The organism is Bradyrhizobium sp. USDA 4452 (genome assembly GCF_054063575.1).
Genome location: NZ_JBSSGK010000001.1, coordinates 2,173,243 through 2,194,387 on the forward strand (window position 1 = coordinate 2,173,243; position 21,145 = coordinate 2,194,387).

At 60.7% G+C, this 21,145-nt stretch carries 24 protein-coding genes and 2 pseudogenes; 14 read left to right on the plus strand and 12 right to left on the minus strand.

Annotation, left to right across the window (positions count from 1 at the left end):
* Positions 1-51: 51 nt before the first annotated feature.
* Genes ACVISU_RS10320 through ACVISU_RS10330 form a run of 3 tightly spaced genes read left to right on the plus strand, consistent with a single transcriptional unit; the run spans position 52 to position 953 of the window.
* Positions 52-513, plus strand: coding sequence for a hypothetical protein (locus ACVISU_RS10320; protein ID WP_456706874.1), 462 nt, complete (start codon positions 52-54; stop codon positions 511-513).
* A gap of 60 nt (positions 514-573) precedes the next feature.
* A complete protein-coding gene (locus tag ACVISU_RS10325; protein WP_456706875.1) occupies positions 574-771 on the plus strand; it encodes a hypothetical protein in 198 nt (65 codons plus the stop codon).
* Positions 768-953: a hypothetical protein gene (locus tag ACVISU_RS10330; protein ID WP_456706876.1), complete on the plus strand. Its 186-nt coding sequence runs from the start codon at positions 768-770 to the stop codon at positions 951-953. The genes ACVISU_RS10325 and ACVISU_RS10330 overlap by 4 nt, the downstream gene beginning before the upstream one ends.
* 400 nt (positions 954-1,353) lie before the next feature.
* Here the strand turns inward: ACVISU_RS10330 and ACVISU_RS10335 are convergent, their stop codons facing one another.
* Positions 1,354-1,584 carry a hypothetical protein gene (locus ACVISU_RS10335; protein WP_456706877.1) on the minus strand — a complete coding sequence of 77 codons (231 nt, stop codon included), beginning with the start codon at positions 1,582-1,584 and terminating at the stop codon, positions 1,354-1,356.
* An 88-nt stretch (positions 1,585-1,672) separates the two neighbouring features.
* On the opposite strand from ACVISU_RS10335, the gene ACVISU_RS10340 reads away from it, so the two are divergent.
* The gene (locus tag ACVISU_RS10340; protein ID WP_456706878.1) at positions 1,673-1,801 is read left to right on the plus strand and encodes a DUF3072 domain-containing protein; all 129 of its coding nucleotides are present in this window, start codon (positions 1,673-1,675) and stop codon (positions 1,799-1,801) included.
* Positions 1,802-3,276: 1,475 nt separating this feature from the next.
* On the opposite strand, the gene ACVISU_RS10345 is transcribed toward ACVISU_RS10340, so the two are convergent.
* Positions 3,277-3,789: a hypothetical protein gene (locus ACVISU_RS10345; protein ID WP_456706879.1), complete on the minus strand. Its 513-nt coding sequence runs from the start codon at positions 3,787-3,789 to the stop codon at positions 3,277-3,279.
* Positions 3,790-4,442: 653 nt separating this feature from the next.
* Complete coding sequence (locus tag ACVISU_RS10350; protein ID WP_456710797.1) at positions 4,443-4,655, minus strand: helix-turn-helix domain-containing protein; 213 nt, start codon at positions 4,653-4,655, stop codon at positions 4,443-4,445.
* Between the two features lie 97 nt (positions 4,656-4,752).
* Between ACVISU_RS10350 and ACVISU_RS10355 the strand changes: the two genes are divergently transcribed.
* Positions 4,753-5,163, plus strand: a complete 411-nt coding sequence (locus tag ACVISU_RS10355; RefSeq protein ID WP_456706880.1) for a hypothetical protein — start codon at positions 4,753-4,755, stop codon at positions 5,161-5,163.
* Between the two features lie 368 nt (positions 5,164-5,531).
* On the opposite strand, the gene ACVISU_RS10360 is transcribed toward ACVISU_RS10355, so the two are convergent.
* The 4 genes from ACVISU_RS10360 to ACVISU_RS10375 form a co-directional block, all read right to left on the minus strand.
* Entirely contained in the window at positions 5,532-6,590 is a 1,059-nt protein-coding gene (locus tag ACVISU_RS10360; protein WP_456706881.1) for a serine hydrolase domain-containing protein, read from the minus strand.
* Positions 6,591-7,184: 594 nt separating this feature from the next.
* On the minus strand, positions 7,185-7,412 hold the full coding sequence (locus ACVISU_RS10365; RefSeq protein WP_456706882.1) for a hypothetical protein: 228 nt from the start codon (positions 7,410-7,412) through the stop codon (positions 7,185-7,187).
* A 48-nt stretch (positions 7,413-7,460) separates the two neighbouring features.
* Positions 7,461-7,772 carry a DUF736 domain-containing protein gene (locus ACVISU_RS10370; RefSeq protein WP_456706883.1) on the minus strand — a complete coding sequence of 104 codons (312 nt, stop codon included), beginning with the start codon at positions 7,770-7,772 and terminating at the stop codon, positions 7,461-7,463.
* 717 nt (positions 7,773-8,489) lie between these two features.
* On the minus strand, positions 8,490-10,502 hold the full coding sequence (locus ACVISU_RS10375; RefSeq protein WP_456706884.1) for a ParB/RepB/Spo0J family partition protein: 2,013 nt from the start codon (positions 10,500-10,502) through the stop codon (positions 8,490-8,492).
* Between the two features lie 927 nt (positions 10,503-11,429).
* Here ACVISU_RS10375 and ACVISU_RS10380 point away from each other — a divergent pair.
* Positions 11,430-11,708, plus strand: a complete 279-nt coding sequence (locus ACVISU_RS10380) for a hypothetical protein (protein WP_456706885.1) — start codon at positions 11,430-11,432, stop codon at positions 11,706-11,708.
* Positions 11,709-11,733: 25 nt separating this feature from the next.
* Here ACVISU_RS10380 and ACVISU_RS10385 read toward each other — a convergent pair whose 3' ends face one another.
* Positions 11,734-11,922 (minus strand): DUF3606 domain-containing protein, encoded by a 189-nt coding sequence (locus tag ACVISU_RS10385; protein WP_456706886.1) that lies wholly within the window; start codon positions 11,920-11,922, stop codon positions 11,734-11,736.
* A 103-nt stretch (positions 11,923-12,025) separates the two neighbouring features.
* Between ACVISU_RS10385 and ligD (ACVISU_RS10390) the strand changes: the two genes are divergently transcribed.
* Entirely contained in the window at positions 12,026-12,946 is a 921-nt protein-coding gene (gene ligD / locus ACVISU_RS10390) for a non-homologous end-joining DNA ligase (RefSeq protein ID WP_456706887.1), read from the plus strand.
* Between the two features lie 340 nt (positions 12,947-13,286).
* Positions 13,287-13,490, plus strand: coding sequence for a hypothetical protein (locus ACVISU_RS10395; RefSeq protein ID WP_456706888.1), 204 nt, complete (start codon positions 13,287-13,289; stop codon positions 13,488-13,490).
* Positions 13,491-13,572: 82 nt separating this feature from the next.
* Here ACVISU_RS10395 and ACVISU_RS10400 read toward each other — a convergent pair whose 3' ends face one another.
* Positions 13,573-14,175: a cell envelope biogenesis protein TolA gene (locus tag ACVISU_RS10400; protein ID WP_456706889.1), complete on the minus strand. Its 603-nt coding sequence runs from the start codon at positions 14,173-14,175 to the stop codon at positions 13,573-13,575.
* A 143-nt stretch (positions 14,176-14,318) separates the two neighbouring features.
* Between ACVISU_RS10400 and ligD (ACVISU_RS10405) the strand changes: the two genes are divergently transcribed.
* A complete protein-coding gene (gene ligD, locus ACVISU_RS10405; protein ID WP_456710798.1) occupies positions 14,319-15,266 on the plus strand; it encodes a non-homologous end-joining DNA ligase in 948 nt (315 codons plus the stop codon).
* A 261-nt stretch (positions 15,267-15,527) separates the two neighbouring features.
* On the plus strand, positions 15,528-16,091 hold the full coding sequence (locus ACVISU_RS10410; RefSeq protein ID WP_456706890.1) for an MOSC domain-containing protein: 564 nt from the start codon (positions 15,528-15,530) through the stop codon (positions 16,089-16,091).
* Between the two features lie 21 nt (positions 16,092-16,112).
* Here ACVISU_RS10410 and ACVISU_RS10415 read toward each other — a convergent pair whose 3' ends face one another.
* Positions 16,113-16,577, minus strand: a complete 465-nt coding sequence (locus tag ACVISU_RS10415) for a metallophosphoesterase family protein (protein WP_456706891.1) — start codon at positions 16,575-16,577, stop codon at positions 16,113-16,115.
* The gene (locus tag ACVISU_RS10420; RefSeq protein WP_456706892.1) at positions 16,577-17,074 is read right to left on the minus strand and encodes an NUDIX domain-containing protein; all 498 of its coding nucleotides are present in this window, start codon (positions 17,072-17,074) and stop codon (positions 16,577-16,579) included. Before ACVISU_RS10420 ends, ACVISU_RS10415 begins: the two co-directional genes overlap by 1 nt.
* Before the next feature lie 527 nt (positions 17,075-17,601).
* On the opposite strand from ACVISU_RS10420, the pseudogene ACVISU_RS10425 reads away from it, so the two are divergent.
* Both ACVISU_RS10425 and ACVISU_RS10430 read left to right on the plus strand, forming a co-directional pair.
* A pseudogene (locus ACVISU_RS10425) lies at positions 17,602-17,901 on the plus strand (DNA polymerase/3'-5' exonuclease PolX); the annotation flags it as partial.
* Positions 17,902-18,145: 244 nt separating this feature from the next.
* On the plus strand, positions 18,146-19,222 hold the full coding sequence (locus tag ACVISU_RS10430) for a PHP domain-containing protein (RefSeq protein ID WP_456706893.1): 1,077 nt from the start codon (positions 18,146-18,148) through the stop codon (positions 19,220-19,222).
* Positions 19,223-19,356: 134 nt separating this feature from the next.
* On the opposite strand, the gene ku is transcribed toward ACVISU_RS10430, so the two are convergent.
* Positions 19,357-20,286: a non-homologous end joining protein Ku gene (ku, locus tag ACVISU_RS10435; protein ID WP_456706894.1), complete on the minus strand. Its 930-nt coding sequence runs from the start codon at positions 20,284-20,286 to the stop codon at positions 19,357-19,359.
* A gap of 172 nt (positions 20,287-20,458) precedes the next feature.
* Between ku and ACVISU_RS10440 the strand changes: the two genes are divergently transcribed.
* Together ACVISU_RS10440 and ACVISU_RS10445 are read left to right on the plus strand one after the other, a co-directional pair.
* On the plus strand, positions 20,459-20,650 hold the full coding sequence (locus tag ACVISU_RS10440; RefSeq protein WP_456711001.1) for a hypothetical protein: 192 nt from the start codon (positions 20,459-20,461) through the stop codon (positions 20,648-20,650).
* Positions 20,651-20,694: 44 nt separating this feature from the next.
* Positions 20,695-21,144: pseudogene (locus tag ACVISU_RS10445) on the plus strand (hypothetical protein).
* The last annotated feature ends 1 nt before the right edge of the window (position 21,145 follow it).

A 21,145-nucleotide genomic window follows, 5' to 3' on the forward strand; every position in this document is an offset into this window, starting at 1 on the left:
ACCTACCCTCGGACCGATTGCGAAGCTTGGCCCGCTTGTCCAGAATGGGCGATGGCCCTGAAACACCACCCTACTCCACTCAGTGGCGGCGAACGCAAGGCTCTCTCGAAGGAGCTGCGCAAGGCCCGCGCTATGGCCACGATCCTCGCCGAACGCGCGGCGGAAAAGCGTGCTCAGGGCGAGGCCCTGATCCGGGAGGCTGATGGCTTAGACTGTCAGTCGTGGAACGAACGCATGTGGTCTGATGGTAGCCCCGTCGATCCCAGCCCTACGATAGATCAGGCCCTGAATGCTGGGCTCGTATGGCTTGAGATAAAGTGCAGTCGGTGCGGGGCGAAACGTGATGTCGATCTTGCCGCCCTGCGGCACGTGCCCACCACCTGCGTGCACGATCTAGCTAGTCGATTGGTTTGCACGAAGTGTCGCGCACTGGGAAGCGTCCCCCGGGCGGCACTGCTGCAACTGTGGAACAGGCCGAAGCACCTCGATCCAGATAGTTCCTCCGCAAAATGAAAATAAAAATCTGGCGTAAGTTCCCAGGGGAGATAAATCTCGCTTTAGGGAGAACTGCTAATGACTGTTCCACGCCGCCGCACTAAGCACGCTACACCGCTGGAGGCTCGCCTCGCCGAGGAGGCCGCACGACTCCGGCAGAAAGCGGACACTTTGCCGCCCGGCGAGCAGCGCGAGGCACTCCTCACGAAGGCCCGCCAGATGGATGAGGCGATCCAGTTAGTCGAACGGCTCAACGCGCCGCCGTCGCCCGAATGAAGGACATGGTCGCAAGCCTTGAGAAACTGCGCCGCGATGCCGCGGAGGCCGCTCTTGTGCGCGATCTCGCGACCAACAAAGCCAAGCGAGCGTTATACACACGCCTCGCCGAACACTTTGCGAACCTCGCGGACCAAGTTGAAATAGCGCTGGCTGCCGACAGTGCCGGCATAGGGGAGTAAGCCGCGCTGCCTCTTGTGCGACAATTCGAGCACAGCAGTGTGTCAGTCTGGGTCGTCAATCACTGCATGCGAAGCGAAGTCAGTGGGTCATGGCACGAAAGCTCAATGCCGCGTTCTATGGCTTGGATGCGAACGCCAACGGCTAAATACAGCCGCGCCGCCCTGATAGCACGATCTCTCGTACGGTTGTCCGGAAGAGTCGCAAGCAGACGCTCGAAGCGGCTCCGACGCCATGTCTCGACGCGCCGAAGACGTTCCAGCAGGCTCAGTCCGGTTGCCGGGGCAACCTTACCGATCTTCCGAGACACAGCCCCTCCTCGCTTCCCGGTTGAGATGCTATCCAAATTCTCGGCCTGTCCATAGCCACGGTGGATTAGTGAAAATGGACGCGCGCCCAACTTTACCAGTTTGGTCCACCGAGGACCTTGCCTTTCGACTTGGGCAGCGCGGCCTTGAGCCGGTCGCGCTCAAGGCAGAGCGCATTGATCTTGTCGAGCATGCGCTGCAGCAGGGCTTCCGCTGAGTTGGTCGCGATCCCGGCGCGCGCCAGTGTCAATATCTCTTTCCGTTGTCGGCCTACTTGCACGCGCATGCGCTCGATTTCGCCGCGGATGAACTCTAGGTCCGGCATCGCCGCTCCTACCGATGAGAGAAAGCGTACTAGAACAAATAAGGAACATAAAGTCCAGCCGGATGTTAATCGGGGAAAGGAGATCACGATGGCAGATAACACCGAGAAAGACCCCAAAGACTGGGTATCCGGCGACGATCCGATGACCGGAGCTCAAGCGTCCTATCTCAAAACTCTCGCCGAGCAGGCTCACAAGCCTCTGCCCAACCGCGACTGACCAAGGCCGAAGCATCTGACTTGATCGAGAAGATGCGGGCTGAGGCCGGGGTGGAACGGTAGGAACGTAATCTCATGCTACTCGTTGGCCGGTCGAGTGGACCATCGGGGGCAATTCCTGCGGCAGATCAACTCTCAGCGTCTCCGTATGAAAACGGGGCGTTGACGGGCGTCAAGTCATAGGATGCAGCGACCGAGTCACATCCGTGCCCATGGCAAAGCCGATCATATTTCGATGCCCGACCACCGGTGAAAACGTACAGCATTTGTTGGACGACGAGGACGCTGGCGAAGTGGGCTATGAGGCCGTCGAGTGCCCAGCCTGCGCCAATATACACTTCATCAATAAGGCGACCGGCAAATTGCTGGGAGAGAAATAGGCCGCCTCAGTTGGCGGCCCGTTTCATATCATCGGAAGTCTGGGCGTCCGCAAAGAAACGGCCCCAGTGAGGGGAACACCGAGGCCAAGTCTACATACTTATGTCCGACGTACCCGGCGGGAAAACATCGGACATAAAATTAACCGATGCCGCATGCATCTCGTTCCGCAAGTAAGCGAAATTAACCTGTGTAACTGACTTGGGCGAGTTCCCGGCGCATCTTTTAACGCGCGTGGGTGGACCCTCTTTTGAACGAGCACCGAATCTACATTCTGGATGATCAAGGCCACATTGATGCACCGTCCATCAACGTCACATGCATGTCCGATGACGAGGCCCTATCAGCCGCCCGCAAATTCCTGGACAGAAACATTGTCGAAGTCTGGCGAGGGACGCATCGAGTGGGTCGGCACGTACCGACCACGCGCAATAAAACTTAGGGCCGTTCTAGTTCGTCCTTGAAACTGAGGGTTCGACCTGAAGGCTCCGCGCCCCTTTTTAGCGCGGGGCCTTTTTTCCCGGGTTGCTATTCGACATTCGTATGCTTGCGAACGACACCTCAGAGGTGAATATTCGCGCGCATGAAGGGGGGAGTTGTCGCCGTACTTTTGGTTGTGACTGCGCTTGGGGCGTTTGCCTTAGGCCGACAGGTTACGCCTCATGTGAGCTCCCCGCCTGCCGTAGCGTCGGCCAGAGCGGTGGCGTTCGCAGAGACTCCCAATCCTTCATCCCTGCAACCTACCACCGTAGCGCCCACACCGGCCGCTCACAGCATCGCCAAGCCCACGCCTCTCGCACCCGTTCGCGAGGCATCACGGGATGCCGAGAAGCCCGCTGAAGCCAAGCGGAAGGTGGAGGTAGCACTAACTGTCGCGGCCATAGCGGCAATCCTGATCAAGGCGAGCCGGGATCAGTATTATGCGACGGGCCATCCGTGTGCGTGTCCGGATGATACCATGCGCAACGGCCGGGCTTGCGGTGGCCGAAGTGCCTATTCCCGTCCGGGAGGAGCAACACCGCTTTGCTATCCTCACGACGTGACAACGGCGATGATTGATGCCTATCGCCAACGAGCAGCAAAATAATAGCGGCCGTTCTAAATCAGCGACCCAACAGTCAAATCAAACCCATCGAAGCAATCCCGGTCTGCGGGACGATGACGCTCCATCTCGGCACGGCGGTTGCGAGCTGATCTGCGTAGCGGTTTGTGCGGATCATCAACGTCACGCCGTTCATCTGGCGCGCCGGCATCTTCCCACTTGCTCGGGCGAACATGTACCCGTTGCTCTCTAGCTAGGTTCTCCTCCTGCTCAAGCGTGAGGACGCTGCCAACAATCCCCTTGAGTTCGATTTCCTGCGATTCCAGGTCTCGGTAGCGAGCACGCCAGTACCAAAGCGAATACATCCGATCGATCGCGGGCCTGGCCTCGGCTGATACACTCGCTGCCTTCCCCTCGAGCAGGGTTCCTACTGCAGCTTGGAACGCATCTTCGATCTGTTTCATAAATCCAGTTTCGGCCCGTTGGTCCCATGAACGATCGGCACAAAAAATTGGGTTATTTGGCTTCGCCCGGACCGATTTGTTGCGTTCCAGCAGCTGTGTAGACACGCGACCGTCCGCACCGACAAAACGCTCGATGCTCTTGGCCGGGAAGACGTGCTGACCGACGGTCAGCCGGCTAGGATTGCGTGGCCGGGTCTTTTCGCCCCGTGCCCGCTTCCGGCGTGGTCCACGGGGTATTTCCGGTCCAGACGTCATGGCGAGTACCTTCGCGAAAACGGCTGCTCCAGTGTGCGATTCCGGCTGGGACGTGCCCACCAGTGGACCGAAAACTTTGATGGGCATGTAGCAAGCCCCAATTGGACCCTCAAAATACTAGGCGAGGCCGACCGGTTGCGCAGACGCGCACCAGACGCGTCGCCACCGACCATTTCTCTAATGATCGCATCGTCTTAGACGTCACCCGAAACGAACGATACGGTAAAAAATCCGCAATCTAAAGCGGAAAAAGCGCCCTTGCGTTGCTCAACGGTATGGTGTGATCCCAGCATCGGCGCGTTCGTCGCGAGTTGAGTTGCAGGACATTCATCAGGTCAGGGATTCAATCGGTACGCCCCTTATCCGTCGATGGAAGCCGACTTTACTGCGCGTCCGTTAGATCGACAGGGCTCCTTGCGCACACTCAACAGACCGCTACCCCAATCAGAGTGAGCTCCATCTCTACGGTGTCCTCTGCGTTAGTCTCGTCGCCCTTGCCGATTTCAGGATTCAACAAACAGTTTGGTGAGGGGAACGGACAGCGCCCGCGCGATTCTCGCCATGACCAACAAACTGGGATTGCGGCGGCCCCGCTCAATGCCACCGACGTAAGTTAGATCTATTTGCGCCTCGAAGGCGAGTTCCTCTTGCGTCATGCGTCTCGATTGCCGCAGCCGTCGCACATTTCCCCCTACGATGCTGCACCAATCCTGCATTGCAGGATCGGGCACGATGGGGCATATAGTCTCTAGGGAATATAGTCCATATCGCCTCTTTTTTGCGATATAGACAGCGCGCAACTATCGAGACGTTATGAAGCCTCAGGCGTACGACCTAGAGCCCTTCATTGAAGCACCCAACGCGACCTCGCCTCACGCCGGCGTATACCGGTTTGGGTATCGGTTGGACGGGGCGGTCGTTTCGGCTGTCGATCTGCCAGTGGAGACTGTCGAGAAAGCCCTGCTCTCGAGAACCATGCTGTCGGTACGCATCACGCCATCTGGCGAGATTGTCCCAGGATTATCAACTCCGAACGTCCTTGGTGAACTTGGCCAGGCAGCGGGGATCGTCTCTTCAATTGACGACCTTGTGAGAGAAACATTGAGTGCGGAAACGCTGCGAATGGAGGAGGCGACCCCGGAAGACCTCGCACTTCTATTCAGCCGGCTCGAACGCGCGATCGCCTTGGTAAGAACCGCCATAGATCGGGCGTCGAATAATTGACGCCCAACTCAACTTCAAGGCGCCTTAACATCCATCGAGACAAAACGCCGTCGAAACTGCGCCTGAGCTCGGCTGGTACCGGTGCTGAACTTCGGACTTGATCGCGTCTTCAGTCACCAAGTGCTTCCCGCCGATCGTGACCTCCTCGATCATGCCAGCAGGGCCACGGATGAGGCGGCAGGCCTCGCCCAGATCGCCGAATGCCTGCGCCGACGTAACGACCGCCTCGTCGATCCCGGATGGACTTAGTTCGGTCGCATCCAGGAAAGGAGACAGTTGGCTAGGCGTCGCAACCAACGCCCTGTCTTTCCCGGGCAAGATCCAAAGGACCCCACAGGGTCCACCAGCGGCCGCGCCAGTGAGCAGTCTCAGCTACTGGGGCGCCGAGATCGCGCACGGTCTTTAGGATGTGAATCACGCTCTCGAACCAGACGTTCGCTAGACCGTCTATGGCATTGGTGAGGATGCTGATCGCAATATCCTGCTCCGGCAGAACCACTGTGCAACGTTCCCTGGAAACCACCGGCATGACCGACCCAACTCCAAGGCCCTGGCGAACCGGAAATCGTACCCAGACCATAGTAGCGCTCCAATTGCGAGTGGGCATCGCGCCAATGGCGCCGCGTCATCTCGCGGCGGCTTGCCGCCGTCAAAACGCTCGATTGGGCTCCGGGAGAAAGCTGACCGACAAACCGCGCGAGGTCACCGGCGGTTGCCGTAAAACCTGTCGCCGAAGCCATATCGTTCGTCACATTGTCGCCTGGGATGACGAAACGCCGACCATAGGGTTGGCGGGTCGAATGGCCACGGGCGAATGGACGACAGACGATCGGATCGAAGTCAGGCGTCGTCTCTGTGAGACCGGCTGGGACAACGACCTGATCATAGATCCAGCGCCCATAGGACTCACCCGTCACTTTCTCGATGACTTTGCCTAGCAGCGCGAAGCCGTGATTGGAGTATTTGAACGTGACGCCGGCCGCGAGGGGCTGCGGCGCAGAGAGATCGGCACGAAACTCCGTCTCACTGAGGAAAGGCCGGCGGTCCGAGAACTGACCGCTGTCGAGCCCATCGCGGGTCAGGCCAGCGGCATGCGAAAGCAGTTGCAAAATGGTGACGTCAGAAACCTCCGGCGTAAGATTTGCCAGATACTGACCCAGGCGGTCGTCAAGCCGAACTTTGCCGCGCTCGCGCAACAACATGATCCCAGCCGCAGTGAACGTCTTCGAATGCGAGGCGACGCGAAAGCGATGACGAGGAGTGAGTGGTTCGCGGGTTGCAAGATCGGCCATACCGCTCGCGTGCTCAAGCAGCACCTGCCCCTTGCAAGCGATCGCCAGCGAGACACCTGGTTGATCGAATAGTTCCCGCTGATAATCAACCCAGGTGGGAATGTAATCGAGCGCAGAAGAGAGCCAGTCTGACATGGATGCTCAAAACCTACCGGAGATGAAATCTGCGAGCCGTTCGGCGAGATATTGCAGGCTGGATCTAACGCGCGGTCAAGCCTCGATTTACGCCCCCGTCTTATCGTCCTAATCGCTCGTCCTTTGGAAGAGCGCGCGCATCACAACTCAGAGAAGCTTCAGCGGGTGCCAAACCGTAGCACCCGATCAAAGCAGTCCCGAGAATGGTTGGACGTAACTTGGGAGCGACCGCAACGAGGCGGGCTCCATCGGTATGAAGTCCATTCCGGGAATTCGCATTCACCGCGGGCGGCACGATTCCAGAATCTTCCGCACGAAAACCCCGAACGGAGTATGCCGATAAGACTTTCGCGAAGACTAAGTCACTTGAAGACGTTGTGGCGACGCGTAGCGCGCCAATAACGCTAACTCTTGGATGTGCAGACAATCACTTAGTCGCCCTTCGGCGCCAGTGCTTTTATCTTGCGCTCTCCTATTCTTCACGTTCACCCCGCTCACGCTTCCTCTCTCTGCCGCGACGAGGCAATTGCATCGACGTCACGCAACATCGCCGACCGCGCGAATCCCGGTGCGCCGTGCGGGTTTGCACGCTCTTCAACGGCACAATTTCGCCGCCGCAACGGTGCGTCGGCGCACCTGGAAGCCGACGAAATGCCACCTGCGGACGTCGAAAATCGAACCAGATCCGACGTGAAATTCCGTCCGTTGAACTCGAAGTACCGCGCAAAAATCCGTCGCATCGATCGCATTTTTGCTCGCGACGAAGCCCTCTTTTCCGATAGCAAAATGCGCTTCAGCCTCCTGCCAAAGCAGCGCAAGCACGCAAGAAAGCCCCGCCTCCGAGGAGGCGGGGCCGATGGTTGCGGCCGATCAGTCGCCGCTGCGACGGGACCAGATCAGACTGAAACCGTCCTCACCTTCGATCCTGACCAGCGAGGCGTAGATCGGGGCCGGGAAGCTCGGATCGTCGAGCTTGACCGAGAGGTATTCGCGCTCGCTGTCGCGGACGGTCTTCTTCCAGGCGGCGCCGAACTCGGTCGCGCCGGCGAAGATCCGGTAGTCGGGAGCCTTGTCGTTGTCCTTTTCGGATGCGACGAGCTTGGCCTTGATGTTGAGCGTCAGCGTCTTGATCGAGCCGGTGTAGCCGTTGTCGGAAGCGGTGAAAGTGCCGATGGTCGCCATGATTATCTCCGTCTGTTTGCTCGGGCCGCGTCCATCGCAGCCTCGATGGCGATCCCTTGCCCGGGGAGCGATCGGCCCGCAGCCTTTAGGCCCGCAGCGCCAGCGGAGGACGGCGAAAGCCTGCTTTTTTGTCTTTCCGCGAGGAATGCCGCCACTTCGCGGCAGGGGAAAAAAGCAGGCGTGAGCTGTTGCGGGAAGGCGATCGAGGCGCTTGCCGTCCCCCGGGCCTGATCAGCCCAATCGTGACTGCGTTGGACCCGAGCCCCATGACGGAAACTGAAGGAGATTTCCGTGGCGACGGCCGGCTACACCGCTTTGGTAACGGCTACACCGGCTCGATCAAGGCGATATCCGCACATCAATGCCAGTGAAGACTCAGCCGGATTAGCGCATGGGAACCCGCCAGATGTTCGCATGGAAAACCGGTCACACCGCCAGAGCTATTGTCCGCCCTAATGCGCTCTCGACAGGCACGGTGAAGGCACGATCTGAGTTTTCCGGCACCGGTCTGCGCCTCGCTGGTGAAGGTCGACGGGTACGCGGTACAGCCACCTGGCTGCAGTAATCTACGTCGATCTGCTGAATCGTGCCGTCGATCGGAAGGAGGGCTTGCGTGGAAATTGCCGCTTTGCACCGGTGAACCGGCCGCGCGCCGTCAGGTGCGCGGCCACAATTTTTGATCACGCCGGGGCCGCCCACGCGGCCCCGGCGAGGGTTTCACTCAGCTGCTTGCGGATGCGGTTCAGAGCCCTCCACCTTGCTTTGCGCATCGGCTTGCCCCTGCGGCACGGCCGTTCGCAGCAGCGACGGCAGCCAGTCAGTTGCGGCCAGCAGCTGCTCGGCGGACTGCGCCATGTCGGCCTTTTTCATGTCCGAGAGGCGCTCCGCCGCCTCCCCGCCGACGCCTTCGCGGACAGCTTCCAGGATGTTCGCCTTGGTGACGCGGCCAAGATAACTGCGCACCGTCGGGTGCCAGTAGGCGGTCATGTCGAGGGCCACGGCCTCGGCCAGACGGCGGCCCGCCGCCAGCGCACGCGGCCTCCGGTCGAACGGCAATTTGACCGCATTGACCGTGAACGCGACGCAATACGCGAACAGCGCCATGCGGCTGTCGTGGTCGAGCTCGGCCACGAACTCCCACAGTCCGGCGACGTCCTTGGGCATCTGCCGTGCCCAATTGGCATGGCGATCCGACCACAGCTTGCCGGCGGGTGTGTCCTCGATCCCGTCCGCATGAGCGGCCAGATCGGTCTTCACCGGCTGGATGCCGGCCACATGCGCGGCCGCGCCGACATAGAAGATTTGGGCGGCAAGTGCATGGGTGACCGCCACGATGGCGACGTCAGGCTGCTCGCTCAAATTGAGGCGCAGCCCCAAGGTTCGGTGCGCGGTCAGGTCGCGAATGAGAGCGTCGGACAGCTTCTGATCCTCGTCGTCCTCGTCGCTCGCGCCCTCGTCGTCTTCGTCATCCGGCGCGCCCTCCTCGCCTCCTCCGTCCTCTTCATCCCGCGCCTCGGCGCCACTCTCGGGGTCGGTTTCGGCCCCGGGCTTTTCGTCCTCCGGGCGAATAAAACCCCGCTCGACCCGCACCGTGCCGTCGTGATTGAGGACCACAAAGGCGCCGCCGCGCGCGACGTCGGCGGCATCGTAGGCCTGTTGTTTCGCCTCCAGCCGCACGATCTCGGACTCCAGTTCACCGAACCGTGCGTCCACGTCGTCCGGCAGTTCCTCGGCCGTCTGATGCTGCTCGGTCAGCCGGTCGAACTCGTTCTGGACTGCCAGAAGAGCGGCCTGATCCTCCGCCGACAGCTCGACCGGATGCGGGTAGACCCGGCGCATGCCATGGGCATGCGGGAAGTCGAGATGGGCTTCCGTCCACTTCCATCCCTCGGCCGCCCGCAAGGTATCGGCCTCGCGGCCGAGCCTTGCCGTCACCAAGAGATCGAGCAGCGCGACGTCTTCCAGATAGCCGCCGCGATCCTCGGTAAAGAGGTCACGCAGCACGGTGCCGCCCGCCTCCGTATAGGCCTCGAGCCCGACGAACCGCGCGCGCCGATCCGTGGCAGGAACGTGGGTTTCGGTGAGCAGACGGCGGATGGTACTGGCATCCGGATCGAAGGGGAGGCGCTTATAAACGGCCTCCTGCCGGGCATGATCATCCGTGATGGCAAACGCCATCAGCTGCTCAAGGGTCAGATCGCCGTCGCGATAGAGCTGCACCAATCTGGGCGACACCGCGCCGAGCCGCAGGCGTTGCCGCACCACATGCGCGGTGACACCGAAGCGGGCCGCGATCTCCTCCGCACCGAGCCCACGCTCATCCGCGAGCTTCCGGAATGCCTCGAACTCGTCGGCCGGATGCATCTTCTTCCGGGTGACATTCTCGTCCAGGCTGATTTCGTGGGGGTCGTTCGCGGTATCAATGACGCAGCGGATCGGCTCGTTCTTCTTGATCTCCTTGCGCTTGACCCGCAGCAGCTGGGCCAGCCGCCTGCCCTCCCCGATGGTCACGCAGAAGAACCCAGTGGCTGCCCCCTCGTCATCGACCTCCGGCTCGACGACCAGATTCTGCAGGATGCCTTTGGCGGCGATGCTCGCCGCCAAAGCCTCGATCGCCGCCTCGCTGTGCGGCGTCTTGCGCGCATTCTTCGGAGACTTCTTGAGCTTGCCGAGCGGAATGCGAACCTCAGTTCCATCAGGTATTCCAATTGATTTGGCCGACATGATCATTCTTCCTTTTGCTTACATGGGTGCAAGGCGCACTCCGCGCCTGCGCCCCTGCCCGTCGGCGAGACCGGGGGTAGCAAGTGCCAGGGCGACCCGGGCGGAGGGGTATCACCCGCCCGAAGGGCCGCTTCGCGAGAAGCGGGTCTGCACAAGCGCATGCCACGTCGTCCAAGGTCGGCAGAATGAAAACAGCGCGGAAGACCGGGGAGACCGCTCGGGTCGGCGCCGGCATAAGCCGGCGCTTCACCCTGGCGCGCGCGAGGGGCAGCGCCCCATAGCCTCGACGATGAGAGCGCTGCGCAACCCGAAAGAAGTGAAATCAAGCCAGGAGTGATAAGATCAAAGGGCAGCCGACGACAGGGCAGTGATAGCGACGCGGGCATGCAATGCCCGCGGGCACCGAGGCGACTGCGGTCGCGAGACCGGTCAACAAGGCACCCGAGCGCGGGACAGCGATAGCGACGCCGGCATGCAATGACGGCGGGGCCCGCGGGCGAGTGCCTCCGGCGAGCGACACATTATATATCTATACGTGATACATCTATAGTTGCGCGAGGGATCGCAGCCGGGATGGCCGAGACGCTACGCGGCTCGGTGCACAAGAGCCCGCTGCGGTCATTGCCGCACGCGCCCAAGCGGAAAACCACGAAGATGTAATTCAGAGAATCTGGGCTCCGCCGGGCGCTATTGTCTGCGCATGATAGATTAAAAATCCGGAATCCACGGAGATCACCTCTTCAACTCTTCTTACCCGCCTGGCGTCGTCCCTTCGCAAATGTCGGCCTTCAGCCGGCTCCCCACTGAGAGAGAACAGTTCGCCGCGGCCGGGCATGGAACTCTGCAGTTTGAGCTCCGCCGTTGAGAATCCCGTTGTGGTAGGAAGGGAACGAATGGCGGACACAACGATTCGTCGTATCGGGAGCCATTTCGATGCTGACGACGAGTGAACGAAGGCCGCCGATACGTACGCTGCGCGGATGGGCCATCAACGTGCTCCAGGAAGCGGGTGCTATCCGAGAGTGTGAGGAGCACGGTTGGATGAAGGACCGCGCCGACCCGCATGCGCGAGAGCGGGCCCTCGATATCGCACGTCGAGACCCGCCAACAGCCCTCTCCTCTGATGCAGCGGAAGCCGCGGTTCGCGACGTGCTGGACGGGATCGGTGATACCTGCCCGGAATGCCCTTCTGGCGAGGAGGACCGGCGCTAAGCAACCACGCCGACCCGTCTCGTGCTCAGCGGCCTAGCCGTTTCTCCACGCGCTTGCGCGCGTTGCCGACCTTCTTGACGGCCTTTTTCACCGCCAGCGCCGACTTTCCAGTCTTCTTCGCCTCGTACCGCACTTCATAGTCCTGCCCGCCGGCCACCCGCGCTCGGTCCTGCTTTCGTCCGCGCGCTGTCTTGCTCTTCTTCGCTACTGCCATGGCTGTCTCCTGTCGTACATCGACGCAACGCGACAGGGATTCCGAGGTTCCGGAACGATTCGAACTGTGCCAATTTGAATCGGCTGTAGCGTGGAGTTCTTCAGTGGCGTTTCAGCGTAAAAAGCCGGCGGCTATCGGCGCCAAGGCGCCGCTGCCCGGCTTCATCGAACCGGCCCTGGCCACCTTGATCGAGAAGGTGCCGTCCGGAGAGCGCTGGATTCACGAAATCAAGTTCGATGGTTACCGTGTTCAGGTCCATGTGGGCAACGAAACGGCGAAGATCTTTACCCGGCGCGGCCACGATTGGACGCATCGCTTCAAGAAGGTCGCTCACGACGCCTGGCGCATCAAGGCGAACTCGGCGGTGGTCGACGGCGAGATCGTGGTACCGGCTGCCGACGGCACGACCGACTTCTCGGTCCTGCAGAACGAGCTCAAGGGCAAATCGAAGACCATCGTGCTCGTAGCATTCGATCTGCTCTATCTGAACGGCCGCGACATCCGGAAGCTACCGCTTTTTCAGCGAAAGGCCGAACTCAAGAAGATTGTAGGCGGCACCGACATCCAATTCAGCGAAAGCTTCGAGATAGAGGGTCGCGAGATGTTTGTACATGCCTGCAAGCTCGGCCTCGAAGGCGTCGTCTCGAAGGTCCGGGACAGCGCCTACCCGAAGGGACGCACAAATGACTGGGTCAAAAAAACCTGCGTGCAGCGTGAGACGCTGACCATTGCCGGCTTCGCACTCGATGGGACGAAGTGGGACGGGCTTTATGTCGGCCGGCGCAAGGGCGACGATCTGGTCTATGCCGGGAAGGTGGACCATGGGTTCAACAAGGCGTCAGCTACCGACCTTCAGAAGCGTCTGATGCCGCTGATCCGCGAGACGCAGCCTTATGCAAAGCGGATTGCCCACAAAGGAATCTGGGTCGAGCCCAAGCTGCTGGCCGAGATAGAGTACCGCGCGAAATCGGCGGAGGGGAAAGTCCGCCACCCCTTCTTCAGGGGGCTCCGGGAGGATCTGTAATGGACGCCTTTGACCGCTTCTGGCCGTGGGTGGAGAAGCCGCTTGATAGTCCTCTGACGATCCCCGCGGAGCTCCATCGAGCGTTGATGGAGCTGTCGCCGGAGGACAGGCGGGACCGCGCAAAGGTCAATCAGGCCGCAGCACGGGCGGTTTCCCACCGATAGTTTACAAGCGATCGCTGAATCCGAGCACCCCGGGCGATGCCAATCTCAGTGATCTAGCTTGAATTGGCCAGTATCCGAACTCTTGACGCGGCATATGATCCAGTCATCACGGCAAAGGCACTTGCCGCGCCCACCGGTGGCTGAGAGACCGATCGCGCTGCCGCCTTGAGCCACCAATGTCTCATGAGTCCGAACGTTTCATCCTCCCCGCCGCCATGTTGCCGGAGGACGTCAGATCGTCGAAAAGCAGAAAAATGGTGATCCGCAAGCGCGGTGCAAATACCGAGGAAGCTCTGAAGCTCCTGGCTCTCTTCGAAGCAACGCAGAATATCTTCGAGGATGATCTTGAGCGCATCTTGCGGGAAGACAGCAACGGTTAAGCTGAAGATCTGGCAGTTTGGATTGGCGATTTCCGATCTGGGCGGCCAATCAGGCGTAGTCTCGAGATGCTCGCTTCGAGATTCAACCTCGTGCCCGTCGTAATGCGGCTTCCAAGCGGGCCTTCTCCCTTTCCCAACGCGCTTCCTCGTCCCTCGCACTTTCCTCAAGAACCTCGAACTGTCGTTGGATGTCAGCGGCCTTTCCTTCGTGCTTGCGACGGGCCGCGTCGAAGACACCTTGCGCCCTGTCGACGGCGTGCTGCCGTCGCTCGCGCTCCTTCTGCCGGTCGGCCTCTTCCTTGGCACGTTCGCGCTCCCGCCGCTGCTGCTCCTTCTCGAAAGCAAGTGCAGCCTTCCGATCGGCCGCATCGTCCTGGGTCCGCCTAGAAGGCTTCCGCGGTTGACGGCGGCCCGTCTTCTTTAAACTGCCGCTGGCAAGGTCAGTAGGTAACTCGGCATGCTCCCTGAATGGCCCGTTGGAACCGACGGGTCTCTTCAGAACGACGCCCGGCGCAGCCATGGCAGCCTCGATGACGTCCGGATCGCCGCTTTCCTTCGCCGCGCCCTGATGGAAGAGATTGCTGTCGGCGCCCCAGGCTTCGAGGGCCGCTTTCATGGAGGGAGCGGCGATCGCCAGATCGAAGAAGCCGAGAGAGGTCTGGTAGGTTTTCAGTTTTCTGGCCATCGGTCTGATCCGCCCTCGCCCGGTCAATCCTCGAGGTCTCGCAAGCCACGATGCTTTCGGAACACGACGCTGCCCCGAAACGTTCCCTAATCCTTGAAGGACGTCCATGCATTTCGCAACCTGCTTTTAAGGATTGGCCTCGAATGAGCCGGACGTCGACCCTGCCCAAGCGCCTGCAGCCGATGCTCGCCACGCTCACCGACGCGCCGTTCGATGACCCCGGCTGGGTATTCGAGGACAAGTACGACGGCTTCCGGATGATCGCGGAAATCCGGAAAGGCAAGGTTGCGCTCTACAGCCGCAACGGCAAGATCATCAGCCGCAGCTATATTGAGGTCGCCAAAGCGCTGGAGGGCGTGAAGGGCGACGCCGTCATCGATGGCGAGCTTGTCGCGCTCGGTAAGGACGGCGTTTCGCATTTCCAGCTGCTTCAAAACGCGCTGCGGCATGAGGCGAAGCTGCTGTACTGCGCCTTCGATCTCATGTTTGAGAACGGAGCGGACTTGCGCAACCACCCGCTCCTCGAGCGCAAGAAGCGGTTGAAGGCAATTCTGCCGCGCAACAAGCTGATCGCCTTTAGCGCTCACCGTAAAGGCAACGGCACAAAATTCTTCGCCGAGGCCGAGCGGAAGGGCCTTGAAGGCATCATGGCAAAGCGCGCCAACAGCGGGTATGCGTCCGGCAGCCGGACCCCCGATTGGCTGAAGATCAAGACGGCAAAGCGGCAGGAAGTGGTGATCGCCGGCTTCACGGCGCCCAGGCGCACCAGGCCGTTCTTCGGCGCCCTGGTCCTTGCCGTGCGGGAAGGCGACGCATGGCGCTACATCGGACATGTCGGCACTGGCTTCAGCCACAAGGTCCTGGAAGACCTCCATGCCAGGCTCGTGAAACTGACGGCCCCGAAGTCACCCTTTCCTGCCAAAGTGAAGGACGAGGCCGCCACGACATGGGTCAGGCCTTCGCTGGTCGCCGAGGTCAAATTCGCGGAGTGGACCAGCAAAGGCGAGCTCCGCCAGCCCGTCTATCTCGGGCTCAGGTCCGACAAGCGGGCGAAGGATGTCGTGCGCGAGCGAGAACGTTCACGTAAATAGCGATCCCTTCGGTCCGAACCGGCAAACGGAACGCATTTGCGCATTTGCCCATTATGTACGAGGGTGGATTTCGGCCGGCGCCTGGATGAGGAATCCTGCTCCGACGAAGCAAAGATGAATCATGACCGAAGCAGCGTCCGACGAAGGTCTGCGAGCCGGTGGGATAACGTCCCTGATCGCTCCAGCTCGCGAGCAACAAAGCGAACTCCATGCCGCGCGGCATCGTCGCCGCGACAACGCCCCCTCCAGTCCGACGGATCAATGGACCACCTCCTGGAATTCCCTGCTCTACAAGGATCAGTCGTCACTGTTGCGATCGACGCCAAGCATCGGTTCAGCAAGACTCCCTGCCTCTCCATCGTTCTGAAGACGGGAAAAGGCGTCGAAGGCGACGCCCACTACGGCCAGTTAGTCCGGCATCGATATCTGGCGCGCCAAAACCCCCGGGCACCAAACCTGCGGCAGGTTCACCTCATCCCGAGCGAACTGTACAAGGCACTGCGAAACTCGGGCTTTGACGTTGGCCCCGGGGATCTCGGCGAGAACATCACGACGACCGGGCTCGATCTCGAGAGGTTGCCTCTCAATACACAATTCCGCATCGGCGCCTCGGTGAACATTCGGCTCACTGGCCTCCGCACGCCCTGCATTCTCATCGATCGCTTCAAGTCCGGATTGAAAAGCCGATTACTAGCCGAAACGCCGAATCCGCCATTCCGGGCTGGCGTCATGGCGGTTGTGTCCGAAGGCGGCGAAATATCACCAGGCGATCCCATCCGTGCCGTCCTTCCGGATTGCCCTCATCGGCCTCTTCCTCCGCTGTGAACTCCCTTCGCCGCTGCGTGTTCAGCCGCCTCCAAGATCGTGGATTTCCGGTCGCAAGCCCTCGGGTGTGATTTCGAGCGTCGCAACCGTGATCGGAAGGTTGAATCGCCGCGGTCCTGCGCTACCGGGATTGAGGTAGAGAACGCCGCCGACCGTCTCGATCTTCGGTACGTGGGAATGCCCGGAGACGATCACATCAATCGCCGCGCCGGGATCGGCCTGCAGCGTCTTCAGGTCGTGCAGGACATAGATCGCCTTCCCCGCCAGACGGACGAGCTTCGTGTCGGGATATTCGCGGGCCCATGCGCCGCTGTCCACGTTTCCACGGATGGCGGTGACGGGCGCAATCCGGCGAAGCGCGTCGACGATCTCGGGCCGGCCTATATCACCAGCATGAACGATGTTGTCGACCCCCGTTAGGCGTCGCTCCGCCTCGGGCCTCAACAGGCCGTGCGTGTCCGAAATGATTCCAATCCTGAAGCTCATTACCCAGCGCTCTCACCCACGATCGCCAAAAGTCGATCGAGAAGCTCGACCTGCCCGGAAAGTATTTTCGTGCGTGCAGACTCGATATCGAACCATTCCGCACGGTCGACTTCGGGAAAGCTCTGCCGCCGTCCGCTTCGGGGCGGCCATTCGATATCGAAGGTATTGCTGGTGAGCTCCGCCGCGTCAAAATGGCCCTCTCCGGCGAATGCCATGACGCGCTTCCCGCCTTGCTGTCGGACCTCCCCTAGTTCTTGCAGCCGACCAACCGAGGCAGTGTGGCCGAGTTCCTCGGCAAACTCGCGTCGCGCGACCTGCTCTGGATCGTCCAGTGCATCGATTTCGCCCTTTGGGATAGACCAGGCGCCCCTATCCTTGTTGCGCCAGAACGGACCGCCAGGATGTACGAGCAGCACTTCGAGCCCGCGACCTCCTTCACGGTAAGCCAGAATGCCCGCGCTCACTGTCGATCTCGTCGAATTTCTGCGGGGAGCCATCGGTGCTCAAAACTCCGTCTCGGGGTAGGCCTGGAATCAAGACGAACGACATGGGTCGGTTCCGATAGCGTCTCGTTCTCTTTCCTCTGCTGATGACCGACCCTCAAGTGCGATCCTCAGATTGGAGCCAAACCCGCACGGGGCTCCGACAAGAACAAAAAATCAGGACAAACGTTAGATCGATATGTCGGATGCTTTCCACTATTTTAGGGCCCACGCCATCCGAGCCCTCTGCAAGGCACGGGCGATGCCGCTCGGAAGAATGAAGCATCTCCAGGCCGTGGTAGGCAGAGTATACCACCTCCTGATGAAGGAGGCCGCGTTCGGCCCGAACCTGCATCACATGGACGATTTCCGAGCGGCACAGAAGCTTGAGAAATCGCTGGGCTCAGGTTCGGTACCGAACAATGCGTTTCGTCCGCTCGACCACACGGAGCGGACTGAGGGCGACGGGAGGCCGCTGAGTGGCCGTCGCTGAGGCCCAGCAAGTAGCAAAACTCCTGCGCGAGTACGCGCAACGCACCGCCATGCGGGGCGGCAATCCCTACCGTGCCAAGGCCTATGCCCGCGCCGCCGACAATGTCGCAGCGCTCGCAATCCCACTCGAAACGTTGATCGAGGAGGACCGGCTCACCGAAATTCCGGGCGTTGGCGAAGCCATTGCCGACATCATTTCCAAGCTTCATCGGACGGGCAGCCATCCAAGCCTGGAGAAGCTGCGCAAGGAGATCCCCGCCGGCGTACTCGAGATGCTGACGGTGCCCGGGCTGAGGCCGGAGAAGGTACTGCGGCTTCACAAGGACCTTGGAATCGCCTCGTTGGCGGAGCTTGAAGCCGCCGCCAGGGACGATCGAATCCGTAAGGCCAAAGGACTTGGCGCGTCGCTTCAGACCAAGATCCTGCAGAATCTTCCGATCGCAAAGAGCGGCGAAGGCCGATTGCATCTGCATCGCGCCGCGGCCCTGATCGAACATGCGCAGGCATCCCTTGCAAAGTTGCGCCCCGACCTAAAGCACATCGCCGTCGCCGGCGACTTCCGGCGCGGCTGCGAACTGGTGGCCGAACTCGTCCTTGTCGCAGAAAACTGCCAAAGACGAAGACGCCCCCACGGCTCTGAATTCTTCGGGACTGAAGGTCCACCTCACCGACCGAAAACATTTTGGAGCCACGCTGCTGCAAGCGACCGGATCGGCCGAACACCTCGAACAGCTTCGCACGCTCGCCCAGCGCAAGGGCATGACGCTGCAAACAGACGGCCTCCGGAAGGGCCGGCGCATAATGGCGGCGAAGGAAGCGGACATCTACGACGCGCTCGGCCTGCCGTTCATCGAGCCCGAACTGCGCGAAGGGCGCGGCGAGATCGAACGGGCGCTAAGGGGCAAACTGCCCGAGCTCGTCACCGACGGCGATCTTCACGGAATTCTGCACTGTCATACCGACGCGTCCGATGGCACAGAGACACTCGAGACGATGGCGAACGCCACGCGAAAGCGCGGTTATCAATATTTCGGAGTGGCGGACCATTCCAAGTCCGCACACTACGCCGGGGGGCTCTCGGTCGAGCAGATCGAGGAGCAGCACCGCGAGGCCGACCGGCTCAACAGGAAGTTCGGAAAGGAATTCCGGATCCTGAAGGGGATCGAATCCGACATCCTGGCCGACGGCTCCCTGGACTATCCCGACGATGTCCTCGATCGGTTCGATTTCGTGGTCGCCAGCATCCACGGCCGCTTCAAGCTGGATCGGAAAGCGCAAACCGACCGGCTTCTGCGAGCCATTTCCAATCGTTATACGAGGATCATCGGACATATGACGGGACGCCAGCTCCAGCGCCGCCCCGGATACGACATCGACATCGAAAAGGTGTTGCGCGCCTGCGCCAGGAATGACGTTGCCGTCGAGATCAACGCCCATCCCTGGAGGCTGGATCTTGACTGGCGATGGCACCAGGCGGCTTTAGACTTCGGCTGCATGATGAGTATCAATCCGGATGCTCATTCGATCCGCGAACTCGACCACATGCACTGGGGCGTCGAGATGGCGCGCAAGGGCGGTGTATCGCCGAATCGGGTTTTGAACGCGATGTCGTTGCCGGACATCCTCCGCTACCTAAAACACAGGGGACGCGCAGGCGCACGGGCCGCGTAGTCCTGCCGAGAGCGATAAATAACCACCAATGGTTTATTCAGAACCTATCGTCCGTGATTAACTCTCGGTCGTATTTCGACACCAGAATGTTGCATCCACACTTCGGAGAAAAATCCGGATGCTTCACGATATGCTCAAGCCGACTTCCGCTGCGGCTTGGCCGCCGGCTTCTTCGCCGAAGCCTCTTTCGCCGGCTTCTTGCCTGCGATCGGCATCAGCATTTCCTTCTGCCCAGTGGCGGCCTTACGCGGCTTTTTGCCTGATTTCTTGGGTGCCTCTGTCGCGGCTCCCTCTCTTCCAATGCTCTTGCGTAGCGCGTCCATCAGGTCCACCACGTTCTCGCCGCGAGGACGCGCCTTTGCTGTGATGGGTTTACCCGCTCGCTTCTGGTTGATGAGATCGATGAGGGCGGTTTCATACTGGTCTTGGAACTTGTCCGGCTCGAAGTGACCCGACTTTTGATTGACGATGTGCTTGGCTAGTTCGAGCATGTCCTTGGTGACTTTGACATCCTGGATGTCGTCGAAATACTCATCGGCGGAACGGACTTCGTACGGATAGCGCAACAGCGTCCCCATCAACCCCTTGTCCAGCGGCTCCAGCGCGATGATGTGCTCCCGATTGGTCAGCACCACGCGACCAATCGCGACCTTGTTCATCTCGCGGATGGTTTCCCGAATGACAGCAAAGGCATCGTGCCCGACTTTTCCGTCCGGACGCAGGTAGTAGGGGCGAATGAGATATCGCGGATCGATCTCGCTGCGGTCGACGAACTCGTCGATTTCGATGGTTCGCGTCGATTCCAGCGCGACGTTCTCGAGCTCCTCCTTGGTCACCTCGACGAAGCTGTCGTCGTCCACCTTGTAGCCCTTGACAATGTCCTCGTTGTCGACCTCCTCGCCGGTGTCGGCATCGACCTTGGCATATTTGATCCGGTGGCCGGTCTTTCGGTTCAACTGGTTGAAGGAGACCTTCTCGGATTCCGACGTGGCCGGATAGAGCGCGACCGGACAGGTGACGAGGGAAAGACGCAGGAAGCCTTTCCAGTTAGCGCGGGGGGCCATGCCGAGGGAACTCCGATACTGATAACGGATTCAAGACGAACGACCCGGCTTGGTTCCGACATCGCGACCCGTCCTACGGGAGGAATTTTCTAAGCGGCTGGCTGGTCGGACTCGACATTTGTTCTTGTTATGTTCTAATTCGGACATGACCGACCGACCCGCGAGCTGGCGCATGCCGACCCCGAAACAGATGGGCCGCCGCTGCGAGCGGACCGTGGAAATCCAGAGCGCCGATGCAGTCCGGTTGTATGGCCGCAACGCAGCCTGGAAGGACGTCGCGCAGCGGCTGCTCGACAACACCTGCCAGCAGCGCACCGGCAGGCATGAAGAAGACGGGTGCTGGCCGGCGTTCGAGACGCCGTAGCCAGCATCAGGTCGCCGATCGGATCTCTTTGCGCCGGTGTCCGGATGACCCCGAAATATCACCCTACGCCCTTGTCGGGCAGCGGCCGCAAGGCGCTGAAAAAGGAACTTGGTAAGGCGCGCGCAATGGCCAACATCCTGGCCACCCGATCGGCAGAAATGCGGGCAAAGGGGGAAGCGCTCATCCAGCAGGCGGACAAGCTGCTGTGCGAGAGCTGGAACGAACGCATGTGGTCCGACGGAGAGCCTATCGATCCCTCCCCGACGATCGACCAGGCCTTAAATGGAGGCTTCACCTAGCTCGAAATCAGATGCGAAGCTTGCAAGACGCCAAGTGACGTTGACCTCACGGCGATGAAGAATCCGCGGGCCACCTTCGTACATGATCTCGCCAGCCGGCTGCGCTGCCGAAAATGCAGCACGGCCGGCCGGCGTCCCTCTGCGACTCTGTTACAATTGGCGGGGCAGCCGCGCCACTCTCGGACCGAAGCCTGAC